Origin of the sequence: Roseateles saccharophilus, from assembly GCF_004342485.1 — a bacterium.
In the GTDB taxonomy this organism is placed as follows: domain Bacteria; phylum Pseudomonadota; class Gammaproteobacteria; order Burkholderiales; family Burkholderiaceae_C; genus Pelomonas; species Pelomonas saccharophila.
On the sequence record NZ_SMBU01000025.1, the window covers coordinates 55,500 to 76,729 of the forward strand.

18 protein-coding genes are annotated in these 21,230 nt (G+C 68.7%); 7 read left to right on the forward strand and 11 right to left on the reverse strand.

The features are described 5' to 3' along the window. Positions 1 to 185: 185 nt before the first annotated feature. The gene (locus EV671_RS18300; RefSeq protein WP_132574380.1) at positions 186 to 1,196 is read right to left on the reverse strand and encodes an RluA family pseudouridine synthase; all 1,011 of its coding nucleotides are present in this window, start codon (positions 1,194 to 1,196) and stop codon (positions 186 to 188) included. Between the two features lie 43 nt (positions 1,197 to 1,239). Here EV671_RS18300 and EV671_RS18305 point away from each other — a divergent pair, with 43 nt between their 5' ends. After that, a complete protein-coding gene (locus tag EV671_RS18305; RefSeq protein ID WP_415840444.1) occupies positions 1,240 to 2,055 on the forward strand; it encodes an outer membrane protein assembly factor BamD in 816 nt (271 codons plus the stop codon). A gap of 261 nt (positions 2,056 to 2,316) precedes the next feature. Here the strand turns inward: EV671_RS18305 and yoaA are convergent, their stop codons facing one another. Together yoaA and EV671_RS18315 are read right to left on the reverse strand one after the other, a co-directional pair. Next, the gene (gene yoaA / locus EV671_RS18310; protein ID WP_132574382.1) at positions 2,317 to 4,368 is read right to left on the reverse strand and encodes a DNA repair helicase YoaA; all 2,052 of its coding nucleotides are present in this window, start codon (positions 4,366 to 4,368) and stop codon (positions 2,317 to 2,319) included. Continuing rightward, the gene (locus EV671_RS18315; protein ID WP_132574384.1) at positions 4,355 to 4,558 is read right to left on the reverse strand and encodes a YdcH family protein; all 204 of its coding nucleotides are present in this window, start codon (positions 4,556 to 4,558) and stop codon (positions 4,355 to 4,357) included. The genes yoaA and EV671_RS18315 overlap by 14 nt, the downstream gene beginning before the upstream one ends. A 64-nt stretch (positions 4,559 to 4,622) precedes the next feature. Between EV671_RS18315 and EV671_RS18320 the strand changes: the two genes are divergently transcribed. Further along, positions 4,623 to 5,390 carry a PP2C family protein-serine/threonine phosphatase gene (locus EV671_RS18320; RefSeq protein WP_132574386.1) on the forward strand — a complete coding sequence of 256 codons (768 nt, stop codon included), beginning with the start codon at positions 4,623 to 4,625 and terminating at the stop codon, positions 5,388 to 5,390. Positions 5,391 to 5,393: 3 nt separating this feature from the next. Here the strand turns inward: EV671_RS18320 and EV671_RS18325 are convergent, their stop codons facing one another. From EV671_RS18325 to EV671_RS18345, 5 genes are all read right to left on the reverse strand, one after another. Continuing rightward, the gene (locus EV671_RS18325; RefSeq protein ID WP_132574388.1) at positions 5,394 to 5,840 is read right to left on the reverse strand and encodes a hypothetical protein; all 447 of its coding nucleotides are present in this window, start codon (positions 5,838 to 5,840) and stop codon (positions 5,394 to 5,396) included. Positions 5,841 to 6,085: 245 nt separating this feature from the next. Beyond that, positions 6,086 to 7,186 carry a cell division protein ZapE gene (zapE, locus tag EV671_RS18330; protein ID WP_132574390.1) on the reverse strand — a complete coding sequence of 367 codons (1,101 nt, stop codon included), beginning with the start codon at positions 7,184 to 7,186 and terminating at the stop codon, positions 6,086 to 6,088. 65 nt (positions 7,187 to 7,251) lie between these two features. After that, the gene (gene lpdA, locus EV671_RS18335) at positions 7,252 to 8,673 is read right to left on the reverse strand and encodes a dihydrolipoyl dehydrogenase (protein ID WP_132574392.1); all 1,422 of its coding nucleotides are present in this window, start codon (positions 8,671 to 8,673) and stop codon (positions 7,252 to 7,254) included. 21 nt (positions 8,674 to 8,694) lie between these two features. Continuing rightward, positions 8,695 to 9,948, reverse strand: coding sequence for a 2-oxoglutarate dehydrogenase complex dihydrolipoyllysine-residue succinyltransferase (gene odhB / locus EV671_RS18340; RefSeq protein ID WP_132574394.1), 1,254 nt, complete (start codon positions 9,946 to 9,948; stop codon positions 8,695 to 8,697). An 86-nt stretch (positions 9,949 to 10,034) separates the two neighbouring features. Further along, positions 10,035 to 12,890 carry a 2-oxoglutarate dehydrogenase E1 component gene (locus tag EV671_RS18345; RefSeq protein WP_132574396.1) on the reverse strand — a complete coding sequence of 952 codons (2,856 nt, stop codon included), beginning with the start codon at positions 12,888 to 12,890 and terminating at the stop codon, positions 10,035 to 10,037. A 295-nt stretch (positions 12,891 to 13,185) separates the two neighbouring features. On the opposite strand from EV671_RS18345, the gene EV671_RS18350 reads away from it, so the two are divergent. Then, positions 13,186 to 14,028 carry an isopenicillin N synthase family dioxygenase gene (locus EV671_RS18350; RefSeq protein ID WP_132574398.1) on the forward strand — a complete coding sequence of 281 codons (843 nt, stop codon included), beginning with the start codon at positions 13,186 to 13,188 and terminating at the stop codon, positions 14,026 to 14,028. Here EV671_RS18350 and EV671_RS18355 read toward each other — a convergent pair. Beyond that, the gene (locus EV671_RS18355; RefSeq protein ID WP_132574400.1) at positions 14,018 to 14,683 is read right to left on the reverse strand and encodes a dihydrofolate reductase family protein; all 666 of its coding nucleotides are present in this window, start codon (positions 14,681 to 14,683) and stop codon (positions 14,018 to 14,020) included. The two genes, EV671_RS18350 and EV671_RS18355, sit on opposite strands and share 11 nt — an antisense overlap. An 86-nt stretch (positions 14,684 to 14,769) precedes the next feature. Between EV671_RS18355 and EV671_RS18360 the strand changes: the two genes are divergently transcribed. Genes EV671_RS18360 through EV671_RS18370 form a run of 3 tightly spaced genes read left to right on the forward strand, consistent with a single transcriptional unit; the run spans position 14,770 to position 17,379 of the window. After that, entirely contained in the window at positions 14,770 to 15,063 is a 294-nt protein-coding gene (locus EV671_RS18360; protein WP_132574441.1) for a hypothetical protein, read from the forward strand. Between the two features lie 58 nt (positions 15,064 to 15,121). Beyond that, a complete protein-coding gene (locus EV671_RS18365) occupies positions 15,122 to 16,690 on the forward strand; it encodes an ABC transporter substrate-binding protein (RefSeq protein ID WP_132574403.1) in 1,569 nt (522 codons plus the stop codon). A gap of 41 nt (positions 16,691 to 16,731) precedes the next feature. Beyond that, the gene (locus EV671_RS18370) at positions 16,732 to 17,379 is read left to right on the forward strand and encodes a trimeric intracellular cation channel family protein (RefSeq protein ID WP_132574405.1); all 648 of its coding nucleotides are present in this window, start codon (positions 16,732 to 16,734) and stop codon (positions 17,377 to 17,379) included. Positions 17,380 to 17,400: 21 nt separating this feature from the next. Here EV671_RS18370 and cadR read toward each other — a convergent pair whose 3' ends face one another. Further along, a complete protein-coding gene (gene cadR / locus EV671_RS18375) occupies positions 17,401 to 17,859 on the reverse strand; it encodes a Cd(II)/Pb(II)-responsive transcriptional regulator (protein ID WP_132574407.1) in 459 nt (152 codons plus the stop codon). A gap of 96 nt (positions 17,860 to 17,955) precedes the next feature. On the opposite strand from cadR, the gene EV671_RS18380 reads away from it, so the two are divergent. Then, on the forward strand, positions 17,956 to 20,196 hold the full coding sequence (locus EV671_RS18380; protein ID WP_165917635.1) for a heavy metal translocating P-type ATPase: 2,241 nt from the start codon (positions 17,956 to 17,958) through the stop codon (positions 20,194 to 20,196). Positions 20,197 to 20,241: 45 nt separating this feature from the next. Here the strand turns inward: EV671_RS18380 and EV671_RS18385 are convergent, their stop codons facing one another. Beyond that, positions 20,242 to 21,201, reverse strand: a complete 960-nt coding sequence (locus tag EV671_RS18385) for an NAD(P)H-dependent flavin oxidoreductase (RefSeq protein ID WP_207911198.1) — start codon at positions 21,199 to 21,201, stop codon at positions 20,242 to 20,244. Between the last annotated feature and the right edge of the window lie 29 nt (positions 21,202 to 21,230).

Below are 21,230 nucleotides of genomic sequence, written 5' to 3' on the forward strand. Positions count from 1 at the left end.
GGCGCTCATCAAGCGCTCATCAAGCGGCTGGGGCGGGTCTTGCACCGGGCGCGGTCCTGGCCAACATGCGGCCGGGCGTGCCAGCGGATTCGGTCGGCGGCTTCCGGGTGGACTGCGATCCCGCAACGGGCTGCATCCATTTGATGCAGCGCTCAGGCACGACAACCTGCGCGCATTGTAGCCGCTCAGCCGGGCAGGTCGGCGGCACCGATCCCCGCCCAGGCCGAGGCCAGGTCGGCGGGCAGCGCGGCGACCAGCGTGATGGCCGCGCCGGTGATCGGATGCGTGAAGCCCAGGCGCGCTGCGTGCAGGGCCTGGCGCGACAGCCCGAGCGCCGGTGCGCCACCATACAGCGCATCAGCCAGCAACGGGTGGCCGCTGTGCATCAGGTGCACACGGATCTGATGGGTGCGGCCGGTGTGCAGCACGCAGTGCACCGCGCTGACCGGCCGCCCCTGCACATCGCCCACACCGAGCGGGAAGACGTCGGTGCGCGCCGGCTTGCCGAGGTTTGCGGGCGCCACCGCCATCTTCACGCGCGACACCGGGTCGCGGCGCATCGCCTTCTCGACGACGAAAGCCTCCTCGACCCGGCCCCAGGCCAGGGCCAGGTATTCGCGGTGCACCTCGCGCGCAGCGATCTGGCGCGTCAGCGCGGTCACGGCCTCCAGCGTCTTGCCGACGACCATCAGGCCGCTGGTGTCCTTGTCCAGGCGGTGCACGATGCCGGCACGCGGCAGGCTGGCCGCGGCCGGGTGATGGGCCAGCAGGCCGTTCATCAGCGTGCCCGACCAGTTGCCCGGCGCCGGATGCACGACCAGGCCGGCCGGCTTGTTGACGACCAGCAGGTGCTCGTCCTCGAAGGCCAGGTCAAGCGCCATCGGCTCGGCGCGGAAGGCGCGGCTCTCGTCGGTGGGCTGCAGCTCGATCTCGACGCGCTGGCCGGCGCGCAGCTTGTGGGCCGCCTTCTGCAGCGCCCGGCCGTCCACCAGCACGCAGCCGCGCTCGATCAGCGACTGCAGGTGGTTGCGCGAGAACTCTGGCGCCAGGCCCGTCAGCCAGCGGTCCAGGCGCTCGCCATGGCCCGCGGCATCGACCTCGGCCACGCGCCTCTCGGCGGCGCTCTCGGCGGCCGCAACTTCGCCGGCTTCGTCTTCCGGGTCGTCGAGACCCCCCGCCCTATACTTCGCGACCATTGTTCAGTGTGACCGGGCCGGCACTGCCACCCAGACTTCAGACATGTTTGTTGAGAAATTCAAGGCCGGCCGAGCCCTTCTGGGCACCTTCATGATGGCCGCCGCGCTTGGCCTGAGCGGCTGCGGTTCCACGTCCAAGGACGACCCGAACTCCCAGGCGGCGCTCGACAAATTGTATGCAGACGCCAAGGACGACCTGAACTCCGGCAGCTACGACCGCGCCATCAAGTCGCTCGAGAAGATCGAGGGCCGCGCCGCCGGCACGGTCATGGGCCAGCAGGCCACGCTGGACTTGGCCTGGGCCAACTACAAGAGCGGCGAGCGCGCGCAGGCGATCGCGACGCTGGACCGCTTCATCAAGCTCAACCCCTCCAGCCCGGCGATGGACTACGCCCTCTACATGAAGGGCATCGTCAACTTCAACGAAGACCTGGGCCTGTTCGGCCGCCTGGCCAACCAGGACGTCGCCGAACGTGACCAGCAGGCCTCGCGCGAGGCCCTGCTCGCCTTCCGGCAGCTGATCGAGCAATTCCCCGACTCCAAGTACGCCGCCGAGGCGACGACGCGGGTGAACTTCATCACCAACACGCTGGCGGCCTACGAGATCCATGTGGCGCGCTACTACTACAACCGCAAGGCCTATGTCGCCGCGGCCAACCGTGCGCAGTCGGCCGTGGCCGAGTTCCAGCATGCGCCCGGCATCGAGGAAGCGCTCTACATCATGGGCGAGAGCTACGACAAGCTCGGCCTGACGCAACTGCGCGACGACGCGCGCCGCGTGCTGGACAAGAACTTCCCCGACAGCGAGTTCGCCTCCAACGGCGGCAAGCGCAAGAAGCCCTGGTGGAAGTTCTGGTGAGCTGAATCGAACGGGCCGCAAGGCCCGTTCTCTTTTGTTCCGGGCCGTGCGCCGGGCCGCTCCCAAGCCGGCCCACCTGAGACTGCTGGCGGCTCGATGCCGAGAGCAACCTCGTCCCCTCGGGGGCTGAGGCCGGACACGGTGAGTCCAGTGGACTCGCCGTGCCTGCCGATGAGCAGCCGCTCCGTCGGCTGCGCGGTCTGCAAGACCGGTCAGACGCGCCCGCGTTCAGCGGGGCGAGACTGGACGAGGGGCTCCGTGTCAGGCCCGTTCTTCATTGAGGCGCTGCAACCATGCCAACGCCTCGGCCTCGTTGGCCACCGGCGTCATCGGCGGCAACGCAGCGCGCAGCCGGCGACCATAGTTCATGCCCGCCATGCGCGGGTCGCACACCACCAGCAGGCCGCGGTCGGTCTCGGTGCGGATCAGGCGCCCGGCGCCCTGCTTCAACGCGATCGCCGCCTCGGCGACGAAATATTCCGAGAAGGCATTGCGCCCATCGGCCTCCAGCCGCTTCACGCGCGCCTCCACCAGCGGGTCGTTGGGCGGCGGGAAGGGCAGCTTGTCGATGACGACGCATTGCAGCGCATCGCCCGGCACGTCGATGCCCTCCCAGAAGCTGGCCGAGCCGACCAGCACCGAGGCCGGGTTGTCGACGAAGCGCTGCAGCAGCACGCGCTTGGGCGCCGCGCCCTGCTGCAGCACGGCGATGGCATCGCCGCCCTCCTCGAAGCGCTCGCGCAGTGCGTCGGCCACGGTCTGCAGGTTGCGCAGCGTCGTCGTCAGCACGAAGGTGCGCCCGCCAAGCGCCCTTGCCAGGCGCGAAGCCAGCAGCGCGACGCTGGCCGGGTGGCTGGGCTCGGCCGGCTTGGGGAAGCCGCGCGGCACATAGAGCCGCGCATGGGCCGGGTAGTCGAAAGGGCTGCCGACTCGCAGCACCTCGGCGCCGGTCAGGCCGGCCGGCTCGGTGAACCAGGTCAGGCCCTCGTCGTCGCCCAGCGTGGCCGACGTGAACACCCAGGCCTTGGGCGGTCCTTCGAGCTGCTGCTGCATCGCGTCGCGGATGTCCAGCGGCGACTCGACGAGGCGGGCCGAATGCGGGCTGATGTCGATCCAACGCACGTCGCCCGGATCGGGCTCGGCGGAGAAGACCTTCGCCAGGTCGCGCAGTTCCTGGGCGCGCTCGCACAGCCGCGCGAAATCGGGCGCGGCCTCGCGCACGGCAGTCAGCGCTTCCAGCGCGGCGGCCGTGGCCTGCTCGACGCCCAGCAGCGCCGCCGCGAAGGCCGGCTGGGTCGCGCGCTCGCGCCAGCCGAGCTTGAGCGTGCCGCGCAGCTCGCGGCCCGCGGTGGCCAGCGGGCCGGCCGCGGCCAGGCGCAGTTCGCGCGCAGCCTTCTCGACGCCGGCATGCAGGGCCTGCCAGTCATGCACGCCACGCGCATGGGCCAGGCCCTGGGCCAGCGTGTCGCGGGCGAAGTCGATCAGCGCGGCCGTGCCCAGCAGCGTGCCGAGGAATTGCACGCCGGCCTCGGCGAGCTGGTGGGCCTCGTCGAAGATCGCGATCTCGACGCTGGGCAGCAGCTCCGCCACGCCGCTGTCGCGCAGCGTCACATCGGCGAAGAAGAGGTGGTGGTTGACGACGACGACATCGGCCTCCATCGCCTCGCGCCGCGCCTTCACGACGTAGCAGGCCTTCCAGTCGGGGCAGTCCTGGCCCAGGCAGTTCTCGCGGCTGGAACTGACGATGGGGATGATGGGCGCGCGCTCGTCCAGGCCGTCGATCTCGGCGAAATCGCCCGTCGTCGTGCCCAGCGCCCAGCGCTCGATGCGCGCCAGCGACAGCGCGGTGCGGCGGTCCGGGAATTCGCCGGACACGCGCGCCTCCTTCATGCGGTGCAGGCAGAGGTAGCTGCCGCGGCCCTTCAGCAGCGCCAGCCGCACGGGCGTGTTCAGCGCCTTCGTCAACCGCGGCAGGTCGCGCAGGAAGAGCTGGTCCTGCAGGCTCTTGGTGGCGGTGCTGATGAGGGCGCGGCTACCGGCCAGCAGCGCCGGCACGAGGTAGGCGAAGGTCTTGCCGACGCCGGTGCCGGCCTCGACGACCAGGGCCTGCCTGCGGCTCAGCGCGCGGGCCACGGCCCGGCTCATCTGCAACTGCGGCTCACGCGGCTTGTAGCCCGGGTCCAGACGCGCCAGCGGGCCATCGAAGTCGAAGGCGGCCTCGACGGCCTGTTCGAGTTCGTCGCTGGCGGGCGGGGTTGGAGGGATGGCCTGGTCGAGCTGGTCCAACCAGTCATCGATCTCAGGCGAGGTCATCGGGCTCCGTCGTGGCTTCCAGCCGGGCAATCATGTCGCGCAGCGCCAGGCGGCGCTTCTTGAGCCGCTGCAAGGCCAATTCGTCCACCGGCGACTGCTCGGCCAGGCGATCGATCATCGCGTCGAGGTCGGCGTGCTCGATGCGCAACTCGATGAGCCGCCGTGGCAGCGAGTGAAGTTGTTCATCCATCGGGGGGGTTTACGAGGGCAGAGCGCGCTGGGGCCAAAGCGAACGACCCAGTATAGTTTTCGGCATGCCTCCCACCGCCCCCGGATTCCGACTCAACGCCGCCACCGGCACCCATCGCGGGGACCGGGCCTACCAGCAGGACCAGGTGGCCGTCATCGCCCACCCCCGCATCGATGGCTGCGTAATGGGCATCGTGGCCGACGGCATGGGCGGCAAGAGCGGGGGCCGCAAGGCGGCCGACCAGGTCATCCTGACCGCGCGCCAGCTGTTCGAGCGCTACTCGCCCGAGGACGAATCACCCGCCGAGCTGCTCGGCCAGATCGCGTCCGAAGCGCATCTGATGATCAAGCTGACGGCCATCTCCGCCGAGGAGGAGCCGCACAGCACCATCGCCAGCTTCATCGTCACCAGCGACCGCTGCATGCATTGGATCCACTCCGGCGACTCGCGCATCTACTGGTTCCGCGGCGCCCGCCTCGTGAAGCGCACGATGGACCACTCCTATGTGCAGCGCCTGGTCGACGAGGGCCAGTTGACCGAGGCCGAGGCCAGCACCCATCCGCAGAGCAATCTGCTGACGGCCTGCCTGGGCACCGTGCAGGACCCCACGTCGACGTCGGAGCGCTTCGAGGGTCTGGAGGTCGGCGACACGATGATGTGCTGCAGCGACGGGCTCTGGCACTACTTCACCGCCCAGGAGCTGGGCAGCGTGCTGTTCAGCCTGCCGCCGCGCGAGGCGGCCGAACTGCTGGTCAGCAAGGCGCGCCAGCGCGCCCGGGGCGGCGGCGACAACCTGTCGCTGGCCATCGTCAAGGTCGAAGTGCTGGACTGAGGCTCAGCGCGGCGCCGACGCGCCGGAGGCCCCCGGCAGGGGCAGCAGCGCCGCCGCGGGTCTGGTCTTGCGCTTCTCGCGCACCTCGTGCTCGGCAACGCGCTGCCGCTGGCGCTCCTCTCGCTCCTGCAGCTGCTCGCGGCGCCTGGCTGCGCCGGCCGCGGCCCTGGCCTGCGCCTGCTGCTGCTGGCGCGCCGCCTCGTCGGCGCCCAGCGCCCGGGGCGCATGGGAGGCCGGCGTGGCGGGCACCGACGGCGGCGGGGCAGCGACGATGCGCTCGCGGCGCTGGCCTTCGTCCTGGGCCGCCGTGACATCGCGTTCGCGCACGCGCAGGGCCTGAGCCGCGGCGCGCGCGCGGCGCTCGTCGGCGGCCAGCTCATGCTCGCGTCTGACGAGGGGCTCCAGCGCCGCGTGGCGACGTACCCGCACCTCTTCCAGGCAGGAGGCCACAGCAAACTGCTGCTCGCAGGCCTGCGTCTCGCGCGCGAAGCGCTGCTCAATCGCCGCGCGCTGGGTGGCGACTTCGGCGCGAGTGGCGGGCTGAGCAACAGCGGCTCCGACGAGCAGCGAAAAACCGATCAGAAGGCCACCGCGCCAGCAGGTGGCCCCTTCCAGCGGCCACCGCGGGGCCGGCTTTGCCGGACCGCAGGTAGCGCCCCCTTCGAGGGGGCGCGCGAAGCGCATAGGGGGTGGTCTCATGTCAGCGAAGTATCGACCTCGCGGCGGGCCAGGGCCAGATACTCGGCCGAGCGCATCTCCTGCAGGCGCGACACCGTGCGCGGGAACTCGTGGGCCAGCGGGCCCTCGGTGTAGAGCTGCTCGGCCGGCACGGCGGCCGAGATGATGAGCTTGACGCGGCGGTCGTAGAGCACGTCCACGAGCCAGGTGAAGCGCCTCGCCTCGCTGGCCAGGCGCACCGGCATCTCGGGCACCTCGGACAGGATGATGGTGTGGAACTGGCTGGCCAGCTCCAGATAGTCGTTCTGCGAGCGCGGCCCGCCACAAAGCGTTGCAAAGTCGAACCAGACGACACCACCGGCGCGCCGCCGGGCATAGATCGCACGGTGCTCGATCATCAGCCTGCGGTCCTCGTCCTGGGCCTCGGCGAGGGACTCGAAGGCCTGCGTCAGCACCGCCTCGGTGTCGTCGTTCAGCGGCGTCAGGTAGAGGTTCATGTCCTCCAGCGTGCGGCGCCGGTAGTCGGTGCCGGCATCGACGTTGATGACTTCCAGATTGGCCTTCAGCAGCGCTATGGCCGGCAGGATGCGGTCGCGGTGCAGGCCGTTGGGATAAAGCTCGTCGGGGTGGAAGTTGGACGTCGTGACGATGGACACGCGGTTGCGGAACAGCGCGTCCAGCAGGCGGTGCAGGATCATCGCGTCGGTCACGTCGGCGACGTGGAACTCGTCGAAGCAGATCAGGCGGAAGCGTCGCGCGATGCGCCTGCCGAGTTCGTCCAGCGGGTCGGCGATGCCCTTGAGTTCCTGGAGCTCACGGTGCACCTCGCGCATGAACTCGTGGAAGTGCAGGCGCGTCTTGCGTGTCAGCGGAACGGCCTGGAAGAAGCAGTCCATCAGGAAGCTTTTGCCGCGCCCCACGCCGCCATACATGTAGACGCCACGCGGGATGGGTGGGCGCACCAGCAGCTTGGTCACCGCGTTGCCGCGGCGGGCCTTGTAGGCTTCCCATTCGTCCTGGCACCGCTGCAGGGATGCAACGGCGCGAAGCTGGGCCGCGTCGGCCTTGAAGCCGCGCTCGGCGAGGGTCTGCTGGTAGAGGTCGCTAACGGACGTCATTCTGAGAGGTCATCACGAAAAAAGGGGCGACTGTTCGGCCGCCCCTTGTTGTTTGCGCTGCTCGATCAGAAGTTCAGCGTGCGCTTGTCGACGGCCAGGGCCGCCTCCTTCGTCGACTCGGACAGCGACGGGTGGGCATGGCAGATGCGCGCGATGTCCTCGCTGGAGGCCTTGAAGGCCATCGCCATCGTGGCCTCGGCGATCAGCTCGGAGGCCATCGGGCCGATGATGTGCACGCCCAGGATCTCGTCGGTCGTGGCGTCGGCCAGGATCTTCACGAAGCCCGAGGTGTCGCCCAGCGCGCGGGCGCGGCCGTTGGCCAGGAAGGGGAACTGGCCGGCCTTGTAGCCACGGCCTTCGGCCTTGAGCTGCTGCTCGGTCTTGCCGACCTGGGCGATCTCTGGGCTGGTGTAGATGACCGACGGGATGATGTCGAAGTCCACGTGGCCGTGCTGGCCGGCGATGCGCTCCGCCACCGCCACGCCCTCCTCCTCGGCCTTGTGCGCGAGCATGGGGCCGCGCACGACGTCACCCACGGCCCAGACATTGGGCAGGTTGGTCTTGCAGTCGGCATCCACCTCGATGGCACCGCGGCCGTCGAGCTTGAGCCCAACGGCTTCGGCATTGAGGCCGATGGTGTTGGACACGCGGCCGATGGAGACGATGAGCCTGTCGCATTCCAGCTTCTGCTCGCCGCCCTTGGCGTCGGTGTAGTTGACGACGACACCCTTCTTGCTCGTCTTCACTTCGCCGATCTTGACGCCAAGCTCGATGGCCAGGCCCTGCTTCTTGAACAGCTTCGCGGCCTCCTTGGCCACGCCTTCGTCGACGGTGGGCAGGAAGTTGGGCATGGCTTCCAGCACGACGACCTCAGCGCCCAGGCGGCGCCAGACCGAGCCCAGCTCCAGGCCGATGACGCCGGAGCCGATGACGCCCAGCTTCTTCGGCGTGGCGGGGATGCGCAGCGCGCCGTCGTTGGACAGCACCAGCTCCTCGTCAAATGCAAGCCCGGGAAGCGCCCTGGCATTGGAGCCAGTGGCGATGATCACGTGCTTGGCGGTGATGCTCTCCTCGCCGGCCTTCAGCTCGTAGCCGCCATCCTTGGCGGCGACGAAGCTGCCGCGGCCGTGGAAGAAGCTGACCTTGTTCTTCTTGAACAGATAGAGGATGCCGTCGTTGTTCTGCTTCACGACGCCGTCCTTGCGGCCCAGCATCTTGGCGACGTCCATGCCGACCTCACCGGTGCTGATGCCATGGTCGGCGAAGTGCAGCCTGGCGTGCTCGAAGTGCTCGCTGGACTGCAGCAGGGCCTTGGACGGGATGCAGCCGACATTGGTGCAGGTGCCGCCCGGGGCGGGGCCGCCCGCTGAGTTCTTCCACTCGTCGATGCAGGCCGTGTTGAAACCCAGTTGGGCGGCGCGGATGGCCGCGATATAGCCGCCAGGGCCGCCGCCGATGACGACGACGTCGAATTGCTTGGTGCTCATGCGGAACGTTCCTTCTTGTTCTTAGATGTCGAACAGCAGGCGCGACGGATCTTCCAGCGCGTCCTTCATCGCCACCAGGCCCAGCACGGCTTCACGACCGTCGATGATGCGGTGGTCATAGGACATGGCCAGGTAGTTCATCGGGCGGACGACGATCTGGCCGTTCTCGACGACGGCACGATCCTTGGTGGCGTGCACGCCCAGGATGGCCGACTGAGGCGGGTTGATGATGGGCGTCGACAGCATGGAGCCGAAGGTGCCGCCGTTGGAGATGGAGAAGGTGCCGCCGGTCAGCTCGTCGATGGAGAGCTTGCCGTCCTTGGCCTTGGCGCCGAACTCGGCGATCTTCTTCTCGATGTCGGCGAAGCTCATCTGGTCGACGTTGCGCAGCACCGGCACGACGAGGCCGCGCGGCGAGCCGACGGCGATGCCGATGTCGAAATAGCCGTGGTAGACGATATCGTTGCCATCGACCGAGGCGTTGATGATCGGGTACTTCTTCAGCGCCGCGACGGCCGCCTTCACGAAGAAGCTCATGAAGCCGAGCTTGACGCCGTGCTCCTTCTCGAACTTCTCCTGGAACTTCTTGCGCATCTCCATGACCGGTGCCATGTTGACCTCGTTGAAGGTGGTCAGGATGGCGTTGGTGGACTGCGACTGCACCAGGCGCTCGGCGATGCGGGCGCGCAGGCGGGTCATGGGCACGCGCTGCTCCGGGCGGTCGCCGAGGCTGGGCTGCACCGGCGCGGCCACGGCCGGCAGGGGCTTGGCGACGGCCGGATTGGTGGCCACGGCCACAGGCGCGGCCACGGCAGCGGGCTTGGCACCGGCGGCCAGGGCATCGCCCTTGGTCACGCGGCCGTCCTTGCCGGAGCCGGCGACGTCGGTGGCGGCCAGGCCCTTCTCGGCCAGGATCTTGGCGGCGGCGGGCATGGCCACATCGCCCTTGCCGGCGGCAGCGGCCGGCGCCGCGGCGGCCTCAGGCGCGGCGGGGGCCACGGCCTTGACTTCCAGCGGGCTCACGCCCGGCTGCGCGTCGGTGTCGATGCGGGCGAGCAGTTCTTCGCTGACGACGGTCTCGCCGTCGCTCTTGACGATCTGCGCCATCACGCCGGCGCTGGGGGCGGGCACTTCGAGCACGACCTTGTCGGTCTCGATCTCGACGAGGATCTCGTCGATGGCAACGGCCTGGCCGGGCTTCTTCTTCCAGGTCAGCAGGGTGCCCTCGGAAACGGATTCGGAGAACTGGGGAACTTTGACGTCAACGATGGCCATGGTGGGAGGCTCCGTGTCTTCTATTCGGTTGTGTTGTGCAGGCGCGAACGCGCGCAGCGCCGGCGAAGGACGCTGCGCGAGCGGTCTTATTTGGTGAGGATGAAGCCCTTGAGCTTGGCAAAGGCCTGGTCAAGCAAGGCCTTCTGCTGCTCCTGGTGCAGGTGGGCGTAGCCGCAGGCCGGGCTGGCGCTGGCCGGGCGGCCGGCGTAGCCGAGCTTCTGGCCTTCGACCATGTTCTCGTGCACATAGTGCTGCACGAAGAACCAGGCGCCCTGGTTCTGCGGTTCATCCTGGCACCAGACGATGTCGGTCACGTGCGGGTACTTCTTCAGCTCGGCCGCGAAGGCCTTGTGCGGGAAGGGGTAGAGCTGCTCGACGCGCACGATGGCCACGTCGTGCGACTTCTTCTCGTCGCGCTTGCGCACCAGGTCGTAATAGACCTTGCCCGAGCAGACGACGACGCGCTTGACCTTGTCGGCCACGATGCCCTCGTCCTGCTCGCCGATGACGGTCTTGAACTCGCCCTTGGTGAAGTCCGACAGCGGCGAGGTCGCGTCCTTGGCCCGCAGCAGGCTCTTGGGCGTCATGATGACCAGCGGCTTGCGGAACATGCGCAGCATCTGGCGGCGCAGCACGTGGAAGATCTGCGCGGCATTGGTAGGCTGCACGATCTGCATGTTGTTGTCCGCGGCCAGCTGCATGAAGCGCTCCAGGCGGGCCGAGCTGTGCTCGGGGCCCTGGCCTTCATAGCCGTGCGGCAGCATCATCGTCAGGCCGTTGGAGCGGCCCCACTTCACTTCGCCGGAGGCGATGAACTGGTCGATGACGACCTGGGCGCCGTTGACGAAGTCGCCGAACTGGGCTTCCCAGATGGTCAGCGTGTTGGGCTCGGCGGCGGCGTAGCCGTACTCGAAGCCCAGCACCGCCTCTTCGGACAGGATGGAGTCGATGACGGTGAATGGCGCCTGGCCGTCGGCGACGTTCTGCAGCGGGATGTAGGTGCCTTCGTCCCAGTTCGCGCGGTTCTGGTCATGCATGACCGCGTGGCGGTGGGTGAAGGTGCCGCGGCCGCTGTCCTCGCCGGACAGGCGCACCGGGTAGCCGCTGGCCACCAGGGACGCGAAGGCCATGCTCTCACCCATGCCCCAGTCGACGTTGACCTCGCCGCGGCCCATCGCGGCGCGGTCGGCGTAGAGCTTCTGCACCAGGTTGTGGGCCGCGAAGTCCTTGGGGATGGCCGTCAGCTTCTCACCCAGGCGCTTCCACTCGGCCACGGGAATGGCGGTGTCGCAGCTGTCCGTCCACTTCTTGCCGAGGAAGGGCGACCAGTCGGTGGCGAACTTGCTCTTGAAGTTGGTCAGCACCGGGTCGACGGTGTGGCGGCCCTCGTCCATCGCGGCACGGTAGGCCTTGACCATCTCGTCGGGACCCTCCGCCGCCAGCACGGTCTGCGCGACCAGCTTGTCGGCATAGACCTTGCGCGTGCCGGGGTGGGCGGCGATCTTCTTGTACATCAGCGGCTGGGTCAGGGCCGGCGTGTCCTGCTCGTTGTGGCCCAGCTTGCGGAAGCAGACGATGTCGATGACGACATCCTTCTTGAACTCGGCGCGGTAGTCCATGCACAGCTGCATGGCCCAGACGACGGCCTCGGGGTCGTCGCCGTTCACGTGCAGCACCGGAGCCTCGATCATCTTGACGACGTCGGAGCAGTACCAGGTGGAGCGCAGGTCGCGCGGGTCGCTGGTGGTGAAGCCGATCTGGTTGTTGATGACGATGTGGACCGTGCCGCCAGTGCGGTAGCCGCGGGTCTGGGCCATCGCCAGCGTCTCCTGCACGACGCCCTGGCCGCCGAAGGCCGCGTCACCGTGCACCAGCACCGGCAGCACCTGCGCGCCGGCCTTGTCGCCACGGCGGTCCTGGCGGGCACGCACGCTGCCTTCGACGACCGGGTTGACGATTTCGAGATGGGAGGGGTTGAAGGCCAGGCTCAGGTGCACCGGGCCGCCCGCGGTGGACACGTCGGAGCTAAAGCCCTGGTGGTATTTCACGTCGCCGGCCGGCAGATCCTCGGCGGCCTTGTGCTCGAACTCGGCGAACAGGTCGGCGGGCATCTTGCCCAGCGTGTTGACCAGCACGTTCAGCCGGCCGCGGTGGGCCATGCCGATGACGATCTCCTGCACGCCGCGCTCGCCGGCGCGCTGGATCAGCTCGTCCATCGCGGCAATGAAGCTCTCGCCGCCTTCGAGCGAGAAGCGCTTCTGGCCGACGTACTTGGTGTGGAGGTAGCGCTCCAGTCCCTCGGCCGCGGTCAGGCGATCGAGGATGTGCTTCTTCTCGTCGGCCGTGAAGCTGGGCTTGCCGCGCGCCTTCTCCAGGCGCTCCTGCCACCAGCGCTTTTCGCCGGGGTCGGAGCCGTGCATGAATTCGGAACCGATGCTGCCGCAGTAGGTCTCGCGCAGGGCCTGCACGATCTGGCGCAGCGTCATCGTCTCGCCGCCGAAGTAGCTGTTCGCGGCGCTGAACGAGATGTCCATGTCGGACTCGGTCAGGTCGTAGAACGCGGGGTCGAGCTCGGGAATCTTGGGGCGTTCGGCGCGCTTGAGGGGGTCCAGTTCGGCCCAGCGGTTGCCGAGGAAGCGGTAGGCCGCGATCAGCGACTGGACATGGACCTGCTTGCGCGCAACGGCCAGGTCGGCGCTGCTGGCCTTGTTGGCGAAGGCATTGGCCTTGGCGCGTTGGGCGAAAGATTCGATAACCGGGGCATGGGCCACATCGCGGGCCTCGCTGCCATCGACCGCCGGCACATGCTGCAGCGCGTCGAAATAGGCGCGCCAGTTGTCCGGGACGGATCCGGGGTTGTCGAGGTAGGCCTCGTACATCTCCTCCACATACGGCGCATTGCCACCGAACAGGTAGGAGTTGGACCTGTATTGCTGCATCATCTTTCGCTCACCTCATACCCCGGCTTCCAGGGAGTTGGCTGGTTGAAGAACCTTCCGCGACACGGCTCGACCGATTGGCGGATTGCGACCCACCTTCGCTGTTGCCAGCAAAAGGGACGGGAAGGACCAAAGTCTCAAGGGGTCGAACTCTAGCACTTCGGGTTTGCCCGAGAGCAGCACGGGGTGCGACAAAGTTCACTGAGCCAGATCATGGAAAGTTGACTGGCTCGTAAACTTGCTGCCGCGACAGCCCCGAGATTGAATGGCTGCGCCACGGGACAACGAGGAATCCCACATGCAAGTCCAGGTCGTCGACTACCGCGCTGCCGACGCGGCCGAGAAGTTCACCCGCTCCCTGCACGAAACCGGCTTCGGCGTGCTGACCCACCACCCGATCCGCCAGGCCCTGGTCGAGAAGATCTACGCCGACTGGCTGGCCTTCTTCGACGGCGACGGCAAGCAGGCCTACGCCTTCTCCAAGGAGACGCAGGACGGCTGGTTCTCCACCGAGATCTCCGAAACGGCCAAGGGCTTCAAGCAGAAGGACATCAAGGAGTACTTCCACATCTACCCCTGGGGCCGCGTCCCGCCCCAGCTGAAGGAAGATGCGCTGACCTACTACCGCGAGGCCAACGCGCTGGCCGAGGAGCTGCTGGGCTGGGTCGAGAAGTACACGCCGCCCGAGATCGCCGCGAAGTACCGCGAGCCGCTGTCCCGCATGATCCAGGGCAGCACCAAGACGCTGCTGCGCGTGCTGCGCTACCCGCCGCTGACCGGCCAGGAGCCCGAGGGCTCGCTGCGCGCCGCGCCACATGGCGACATCAATCTGCTGACCATCCTGCCCGCCGCCAACGAGCCGGGCCTGCAGGTGCTGGGCAAGGACGGCGCCTGGCATGACGTGCCCTGCGACTTCGGCACGCTGACCATCAACATCGGCGACATGCTGCAGGAAGCCTCCGAGGGCTATTACCCGTCGACGCAGCACCGCGTCGTCAACCCGAGCGGCGAAGGCGCGAGGAAGAGCCGCGTGTCGCTGCCCCTCTTCCTGCATCCGCGTGACGACGTCGTGCTGAGCGACCGCTACACGGCGGACAGCTATCTGAACGAACGGCTGCGGGAACTGGGCGTCAAGACCTGACGTGGCTTGATGCCCTCGTCAGCACGAGGTGCATCGCCTGCGCCGTGCTTTCGCGCTCGGTAACGCGCCAACCCAGCGCAGGCAGATCGATGCCGGCCAGCAGCGATTCGCCGCTGCCGAGCAGCACCGGCGACTGGGCCAGGTGCATCTCGTCGATCGCGCCGGCCTGCAGGTACTGCCGGATCGTCGAGACGCCGCCGCCGATGCGAACGTCCTTGCCCGCGGCGGCGGCCTTGGCACGCCGCAGCGCGGCGTCGATGCCGTCGGTCACGAAGTGGAAGCTCGTGCCGCCCTCCATCTCCAGCGGCGGCCGCGCATGCCGGGTCAGCACGAACACGGGCACGTGGTAGGGCGGATTGGGGCCCCACCAGCCCTTCCAGCCGTCGTCGGGCCAGGGGCCGCGCACGGGGCCGAACATATTGCGACCGAGGATCCAGGCGCCGACGTTGTCGAAGCTGCGCGCCGAGAAGCCGTCGTCGGCACCCGTGCTGCCGCCCTCCAATCCCAGCACCATCTGCCTGAAAGTTCGCGTCCCGAACAGCCATCCGTGCAACTGCTCGCCGCCGACACCGAGTGGCCTGTCCAGGCTCTGGCCAGGCCCCGCGCCGAAGCCATCGGCAGAAAGCGTGAAAGCGGCGACTCTGACCTTGGACATGTGAACGCTCCGGCAATCCGCTTGGACCGTATCACGGCAGCGGGCGAAGATGCTGCGGTAGTAGAAGAAAGAGAAGGAACATGCGCATGCAGCCCGACGCGCGAGTCATCCGCATCCACCCCGACGCACCGCCCAAGCCGGCCCTCGGGCAGGCCTGCAATGGCTGCGGCGTCTGCTGCCTGGCCGAGCCCTGCCCGCTCGGCGTGCTGCTGAGCCGACGCTTCAAGGGCGCCTGCGTCGCGCTGCGCTGGGACGGCGCCCGCTATGTCTGCGGCGTGCTGACCGCGCAACCGCACGGCCTGCGCGGCTGGCTGGTGCGGCGCTGGATTGCCGCCGGCGCCGGCTGCGATTGCTCGCTGGAACCCGCGGGCAAGCCCTAGCGGATGCCGCGGGGGGCGGGGCTAGCATTTTCGGCTTCTGTCGCCCCGAGGAAGCCGCATGAAATTCGCTCTTCGACTCCTGCCCCTGCTCGCCGCGCTGACGCTCAGCACGGCCATCGCCGCCCCGTTGCGCTGGGCCGCACAGAACGACATCCTGACGCTGGACCCGCATTCGCAGGACCACAACACCTCCAACACCATCTCGGCGCATATCTACGAGGGCCTGACGCGCCGCAGCGAGACCTACCAGCCCGAGCCCGCGCTGGCGACCAGGTGGACCTATGTCTCGCCCACGCAGGTCCGCTTCGAACTGCGCCGCGGCGTGAAATTTCACGACGGCTCGGCTTTCACGGCGGACGACGTCGTCTACAGCTTCGACCGTATCCGCCAGCCGCTGGGCACCAAGCAGACCTATGTCTCCGGCATCAAGGAGGTGAAGAAGATCGACGAGCACACCGTCGACCTGCTGCTGGAGGCGCCGACGCCGATGCTGCTGCAGAACCTCGTCAACTTCAACATCATGAGCAAGTCCTGGTGCCTGAAGAACAACGCCGGCAGCATCGCCGACTACAAGGCCAAGGACGAGAACTTCGCCAGCCGCAATGCCGTCGGCACCGGCCCCTACCGCTTTGTCTCCTGGCAGCCCGACCAGGCGCTGAAGCTGGTGGCGAACAAGGACTGGTGGGGCACGAGCAAGGGCAATGTCACCGAGCTCACCTATCTGCCGATCAAGTCCGCACCCACGCGCGTGGCGGCCCTGCTGTCGGGCGACGTGGACATCGTCACCGACCTGCCGCCGGCCGACTTCTTCAAGATCAAGGAAGAGGGCAAGCTCAAGGTGCTTGAAGGCGCCGAGGTGCGCACCGTCTTCTTCGTGATGGACGAGGGCAGCGACGAACTGCGCGACTCCAACGTGAAGGGCAGGAACCCGTTCAAGGACAAGCGGGTGCGCGAGGCCATGAACCTGGCGCTGGACCGCGAGGCCATCAAGCGCAGCATCATGCGCGGCCTGTCGGTGCCGGCGGCGCTGATGGTGCCGCCCGGCGTCAACGGCTACGACACGGCGCTGGACACGCCGCTGAAGCCGGACGTCGACAAAGCCCGCAAGCTGCTGGCCGAGGCCGGCTACCCGCAGGGCTTCGAGGTGCCGCTGCATTGCCCGAACAACCGCTACGTCAACGACGAGCAGGTCTGCCAGGCGGCGGTCTCGATGTGGGCCAAGATCGGCGTCAAGGCCCGGCTGATCGCGACGCCCTTCGTCACGCACAGCCAGACCTTCCAGCGCGGCGAGTCGCCGCTCTACATGCTGGGCTGGGGCGTCACCACGTATGACGCCCAGTACGCGATGCAGGCCTGGGGCCACACGCGCAGCGGCGGGTCGGACGGCAACTTCAATTTCGGCAAGGTCAGCGACGCAAAGCTCGACGCGCTGATCCAGCAGATCAAGTTCGAGCCCGACGTGGCCAGGCGCAATGCGCAGATCCGCGAAGCCCTGCTGCGCATCCGCGACGAATACCTCTTCATCCCCATCCACCACCAGGTCCGGCCCTGGGCAATGAAGCCCAATGTGGACACCCTTTACCGCTCCGACGACAACTTCCAGGCGCGCTTCACGACGGTCCGGTGAGCGCGCCCGGCAAGGCGGCGAAGTGAAGGGATGATGCGGGGGTGAAACCTCCAGTCATCAATTTCTCGACGCTGCAGGCCGCCGTCGAGGTGGCCGCCACCCTCGCCTTCGCGCTGTCCGGCCTGCTGGCCGGCGCGCGCAAGCAGCTCGATGCCGTGGGCCTGTGCGTCGTCGCCGGCTTGTCGGCCTTCGGCGGTGGCACGCTGCGCGACGTGCTGCTGGACCGCCGCCCCTTCTTCTGGGTCGAGCATGCCGACTGGCTGTGGGCCCTGCTGGCGCTCAGCCTCGGCGCCATGCTCTTCCTGCGCCGGCGCCACCTCGCGCTGACCGAACGCGCCATCCAGTGGCCCGATGCATTGGGCTTGGGCCTGTTCACGGCCAACGGCAGCCTGCTCGCGCTGGACATGGGCATGCCGGCCATCGTGGCCGTGCTGATGGGCGTCATCACGGCCGTCTTCGGCGGCGTGCTGCGCGACATCGTCTGCAACGAGATCCCCGCCGCCTTCCACGACCACCGGCCCTATGCGCTGTGCAGCTTCGTCGGCGCCTGGGTGCTGGTGGCCGCCGTGCAGTTGCAGGCGCCGCAGTGGGCCGCCATCAGCGCCTCGGCCGCCACGGCGGTGCTGCTGCGCGGCTTGGCTCTGTGGACCGGCTGGATGCTGCCGGTCTGGCGCATCAACAGGCGCTGAGCACCTGCCGGCCCCGGGGCCTCAGTGCCTGTGCACCGAGCGCAGATGGGAGCCCGGCACGGCCGGCACCGCCGCCCCGCCCTCCTGGGCCGCGGCGGCCAGGCCGTTGAGGATGCCGCACTGGTCGGCCCCCTGGGCCGCGATGCAGCTCCGGCGCAGGTCCCTGAGCTGGGCCTCCAGCGCACGCAGCTCCTTGATGCGGCGCGAGACATGGCCGATGTGCTCGTCCAGCAGCGCGTTGACGTCGCCGCAATCGCCGCCCGGCGCGTCCTTCACCCGCAGCAGCACGCGCACCTCGTCCAGCGACATGTCCAGGCCGCGGCAGTAGCGGATGAACTGCAGCCGCTCCAGGTGCACGGCCTCGTAGACCCGGAAGCCGCCCTGGGTGCGCCCCGGCGCGGGCAGCAACCCCTCGCGCTCGTAGTAGCGGATGGTGTCGACGGCGGTCGACGAGGCGGCGGCAAGTTCGCCGATCTTCATAGCGGGCTTTCTGGCTTGGAGGGCATCGAGTCTAAGGACTTGACTCTGGAGTTGCTCCAGGGATTCCAATAACCTCAATCGCACGAAGACAAACCCATGAGCTCTCACCACCACCATGCCGGGCACCGCCATGAGCACCACGGCCACGACCATCACGACCATGCGACAGCGGCCTGCTGCCACGGCAATGCCTGCGCCGCTACGGCAGCCCCTTTTCCGGCGTCCGCCGCCAACGGCGGCCTGCTGCTGCGCATCCCCGCGATGGACTGCCCCACCGAGGAAGGCCAGATCCGCCGCGCGCTGGAGGGCTTCGCCGACATCCGCCGCCTGCATTTCGACCTGGCAGCGCGCGCGCTGAGCGTGGATGCGCCAGCCTCCTCGTGGCAGGCCATCAGTGCCGCCATCGCCAAGGCCGGCTTCAAGACCGAGATGCTGTCGGCGGCGCCGGCCGCCGAGGACACGGCCCAGGCCCAACGCGCCGAGTTCCTGCGCCTGCTGGCGGCGCTGGCCGTGGCCACCTCGGCGGAGCTGCTGCACTTCCTCGTGCCGGATGGCCTCGGCTGGCAGGCCATGGGCATGGCCGTGGCCGCCGTCGCCATCGGTTTGTCGGGCCTCGCGGTGCTGAGCAAGGGCCTCGCGTCGCTGCTGCGCGGCCGGCTCGACATCAACGCGCTGATGTCGGTCGCCGTCATCGGCGCCTTCGTGATCGGCCAATGGCCCGAGGCCGCGATGGTGATGGCGCTGTACTCGCTGGCCGAGTTGATCGAGGCCCGCTCGGTGGAGCGCGCGCGCCGCGCCATCACGGGCCTGCTGGCGCTGTCGCCCGAGCAGGCCGAGGTACGCCAGCCCGACGGCAGCTGGGCCCGCGTGGCGGCCAAGGCCGTCGCCGTGGGCGCCACGGTGCGCGTCAGGCCGGGCGAGCGATTTGCGCTCGATGGCCGCGTCACCGCGGGGCAAGGCGCCGTGGACCAGTCGCCCGTCACCGGCGAGAGCATCCCCGTCGACAAGGGCCCCGGCGACGAGGTCTTCGCCGGCACCATCAATCAGAGTGGGTCGCTGGAGTTCGAGGTCGGCAAGCCGGCCGGCGACACGCTGCTGGCCGGCATCATCCACGCCGTCGAAGCCGCGCAGGGCCAGCGCGCGCCCACGCAGCGCCTCGTCGACCGCTTCGCCGCCGTCTACACGCCGGCCGTCTTCCTGCTGGCCCTGGCCGTGGCCGTCGGCACGCCGCTGCTGCTGGGCTGGCCCTGGCTCAGCGGCATCTACAAGGCCCTGGTGCTGCTCGTCATCGCCTGCCCCTGCGCGCTGGTCATCTCCACGCCGGTGACGGTCGTCAGCGGCCTGGCCGCCGCGGCACGGCGCGGCATCCTCATCAAGGGCGGCGTGCACCTGGAGCAGGCGCGCAGGCTCAAGGTGCTGGCCCTGGACAAGACCGGCACGCTGACCGAGGGCCGCCCGCGGCTCGTCGCGCAGCGCGTGCTCGCCGCCGACCTGCCCGAGGCCCATGTGCTGCGCATCGCGCGCAGCCTGGCGGCGCGCTCCGACCACCCGGTCTCCCAGGCCGTCGCGGCAGGGCTAGACGGCGAGTCGCTGCCCGTGGACGGCTTCGGCGCCGAGCTGGGCCACGGCGTGCACGGCCGCGTCGACGGTCTCGACGTCGTGCTGGGCAATCACCGCTGGGTCCATGACCGCGGCCAGTGCACGCCCGAGCTGGAGGCGCTGATGCAGGAACATGAAGCCCAGGGCCGTACCGTGTCCCTGCTGGCGGACGACCGCCGCGCTCTCGCCATGTTCGCCGTAGCGGACACCACCAAGGCCAGCAGCCGCGAGGCGGTCGCCGAACTGCTGGCACTGGGCGTGCATCCCGTCATGCTGACCGGCGACAACCCGTCCACGGCCCAGGCCATCGCCAGCCAGCTGGGCATCGCCGACGTGCAGGCCAACCTGCTGCCTCAGGACAAGCAGCAGGCCGTCATCGCGCTGGGCGCCCGGGGGCCGGTTGGCATGGTGGGCGACGGCGTGAACGACGCGCCCAGCCTGGCCGCCGCGGCCGTGGGCTTCTCGATGGGCGCCGCCGGCACCGACATCGCCAAGGAGGCCGCCGACGTCCTCATCATGAACGACGACCTGCGCAAGCTGCCGCAGACGATCCGGCTCTCCAAGCGCACCTATGCGGTGCTGTGGCAGAACATCGCGCTGGCTCTCGGCATCAAGGCCGTGTTCTTCGTGCTGGCGGTGTTCGGCAGCGCGACGATGTGGATGGCGGTTTTTGCCGACATGGGTGCCAGCCTGCTGGTGGTGTTCAACGGGCTGAGACTGTTGCGCGGCCGCCCATGAAAAACGGCCGCCCGAGGGCGGCCGTCATGTCGAGGCGGCAGTCCTTCAGTTCAAGGCCAGGCGCTCGCGCGCCGCGGCGTATTCGCGCTTGAGCCGCGCCACCAGCTGGGCCGCCGGCACGACCTCGCGCACCGCGCCGATGCCCTGGCCGCTGCCCCAGATGTCCTTCCAGGCCTTGGCCGCGCCACCGCCGAAGTTCATCTTGCTCGGGTCGCTCTCGGGCAGGTTCTCGGGGTCCAGGCCGGCCGCGACGACCGATCCGCGCAGGTAGTTGCCGTGCACGCCGGTGAAGAGGTTGCTATAGACGATGTCGTCGCTGTTGCTGGCCACGATCATCTGCTTGTAGGCGTCGCTGGCGCGGGCCTCCTCGGTGGCGATGAAGGCCGAGCCGATATAGGCCAGGTCGGCACCCATGGCCTGGGCGGCCAGGATGGCGTCGCCCGTCGCCATCGAGCCCGACAGCGCCAGCGGGCCGTCGAACCATTCACGGATCTCGTGGATCAGCGCGAAAGGGCTCTTCACGCCCGCATGGCCGCCGGCGCCTGCAGCCACCGCGATGAGACCGTCGGCGCCCTTCTCGATGGCCTTCTTCGCGAACTTGTTGTTGATGATGTCGTGCAGCACGATGCCGCCCCAGGCATGCACGGCCTGATTGACGTCCTCGCGCGCACCGAGGCTGGTGATGACGATGGGCACCTTGTACTTGGCGCAGACCTGCATGTCGTGCTCGAGTCGCTCGTTGCTCTTGTGCACGATCTGGTTGATCGCGAAGGGCGCGGCGGGCTTGTCCGGGTTGGCGCGGTTGTAGGCCGCCAGCGTTTCGGTGATCTCCGCCAGCCATTCGTCGAGCTGCTCGGCGGGCCGGGCGTTGAGCGCCGGCATGGAGCCGACGACGCCGGCCTTGCACTGCTCGATGACGAGCTTGGGGTTGCTGATGATGAACAGCGGCGAGCCGATGACCGGCAGCGGCAGGTTCTTCAGGATGGGAGGCAGGGCCAAATTGATGTCTCCGGTCGGTTGAGGTCGGAGCACGC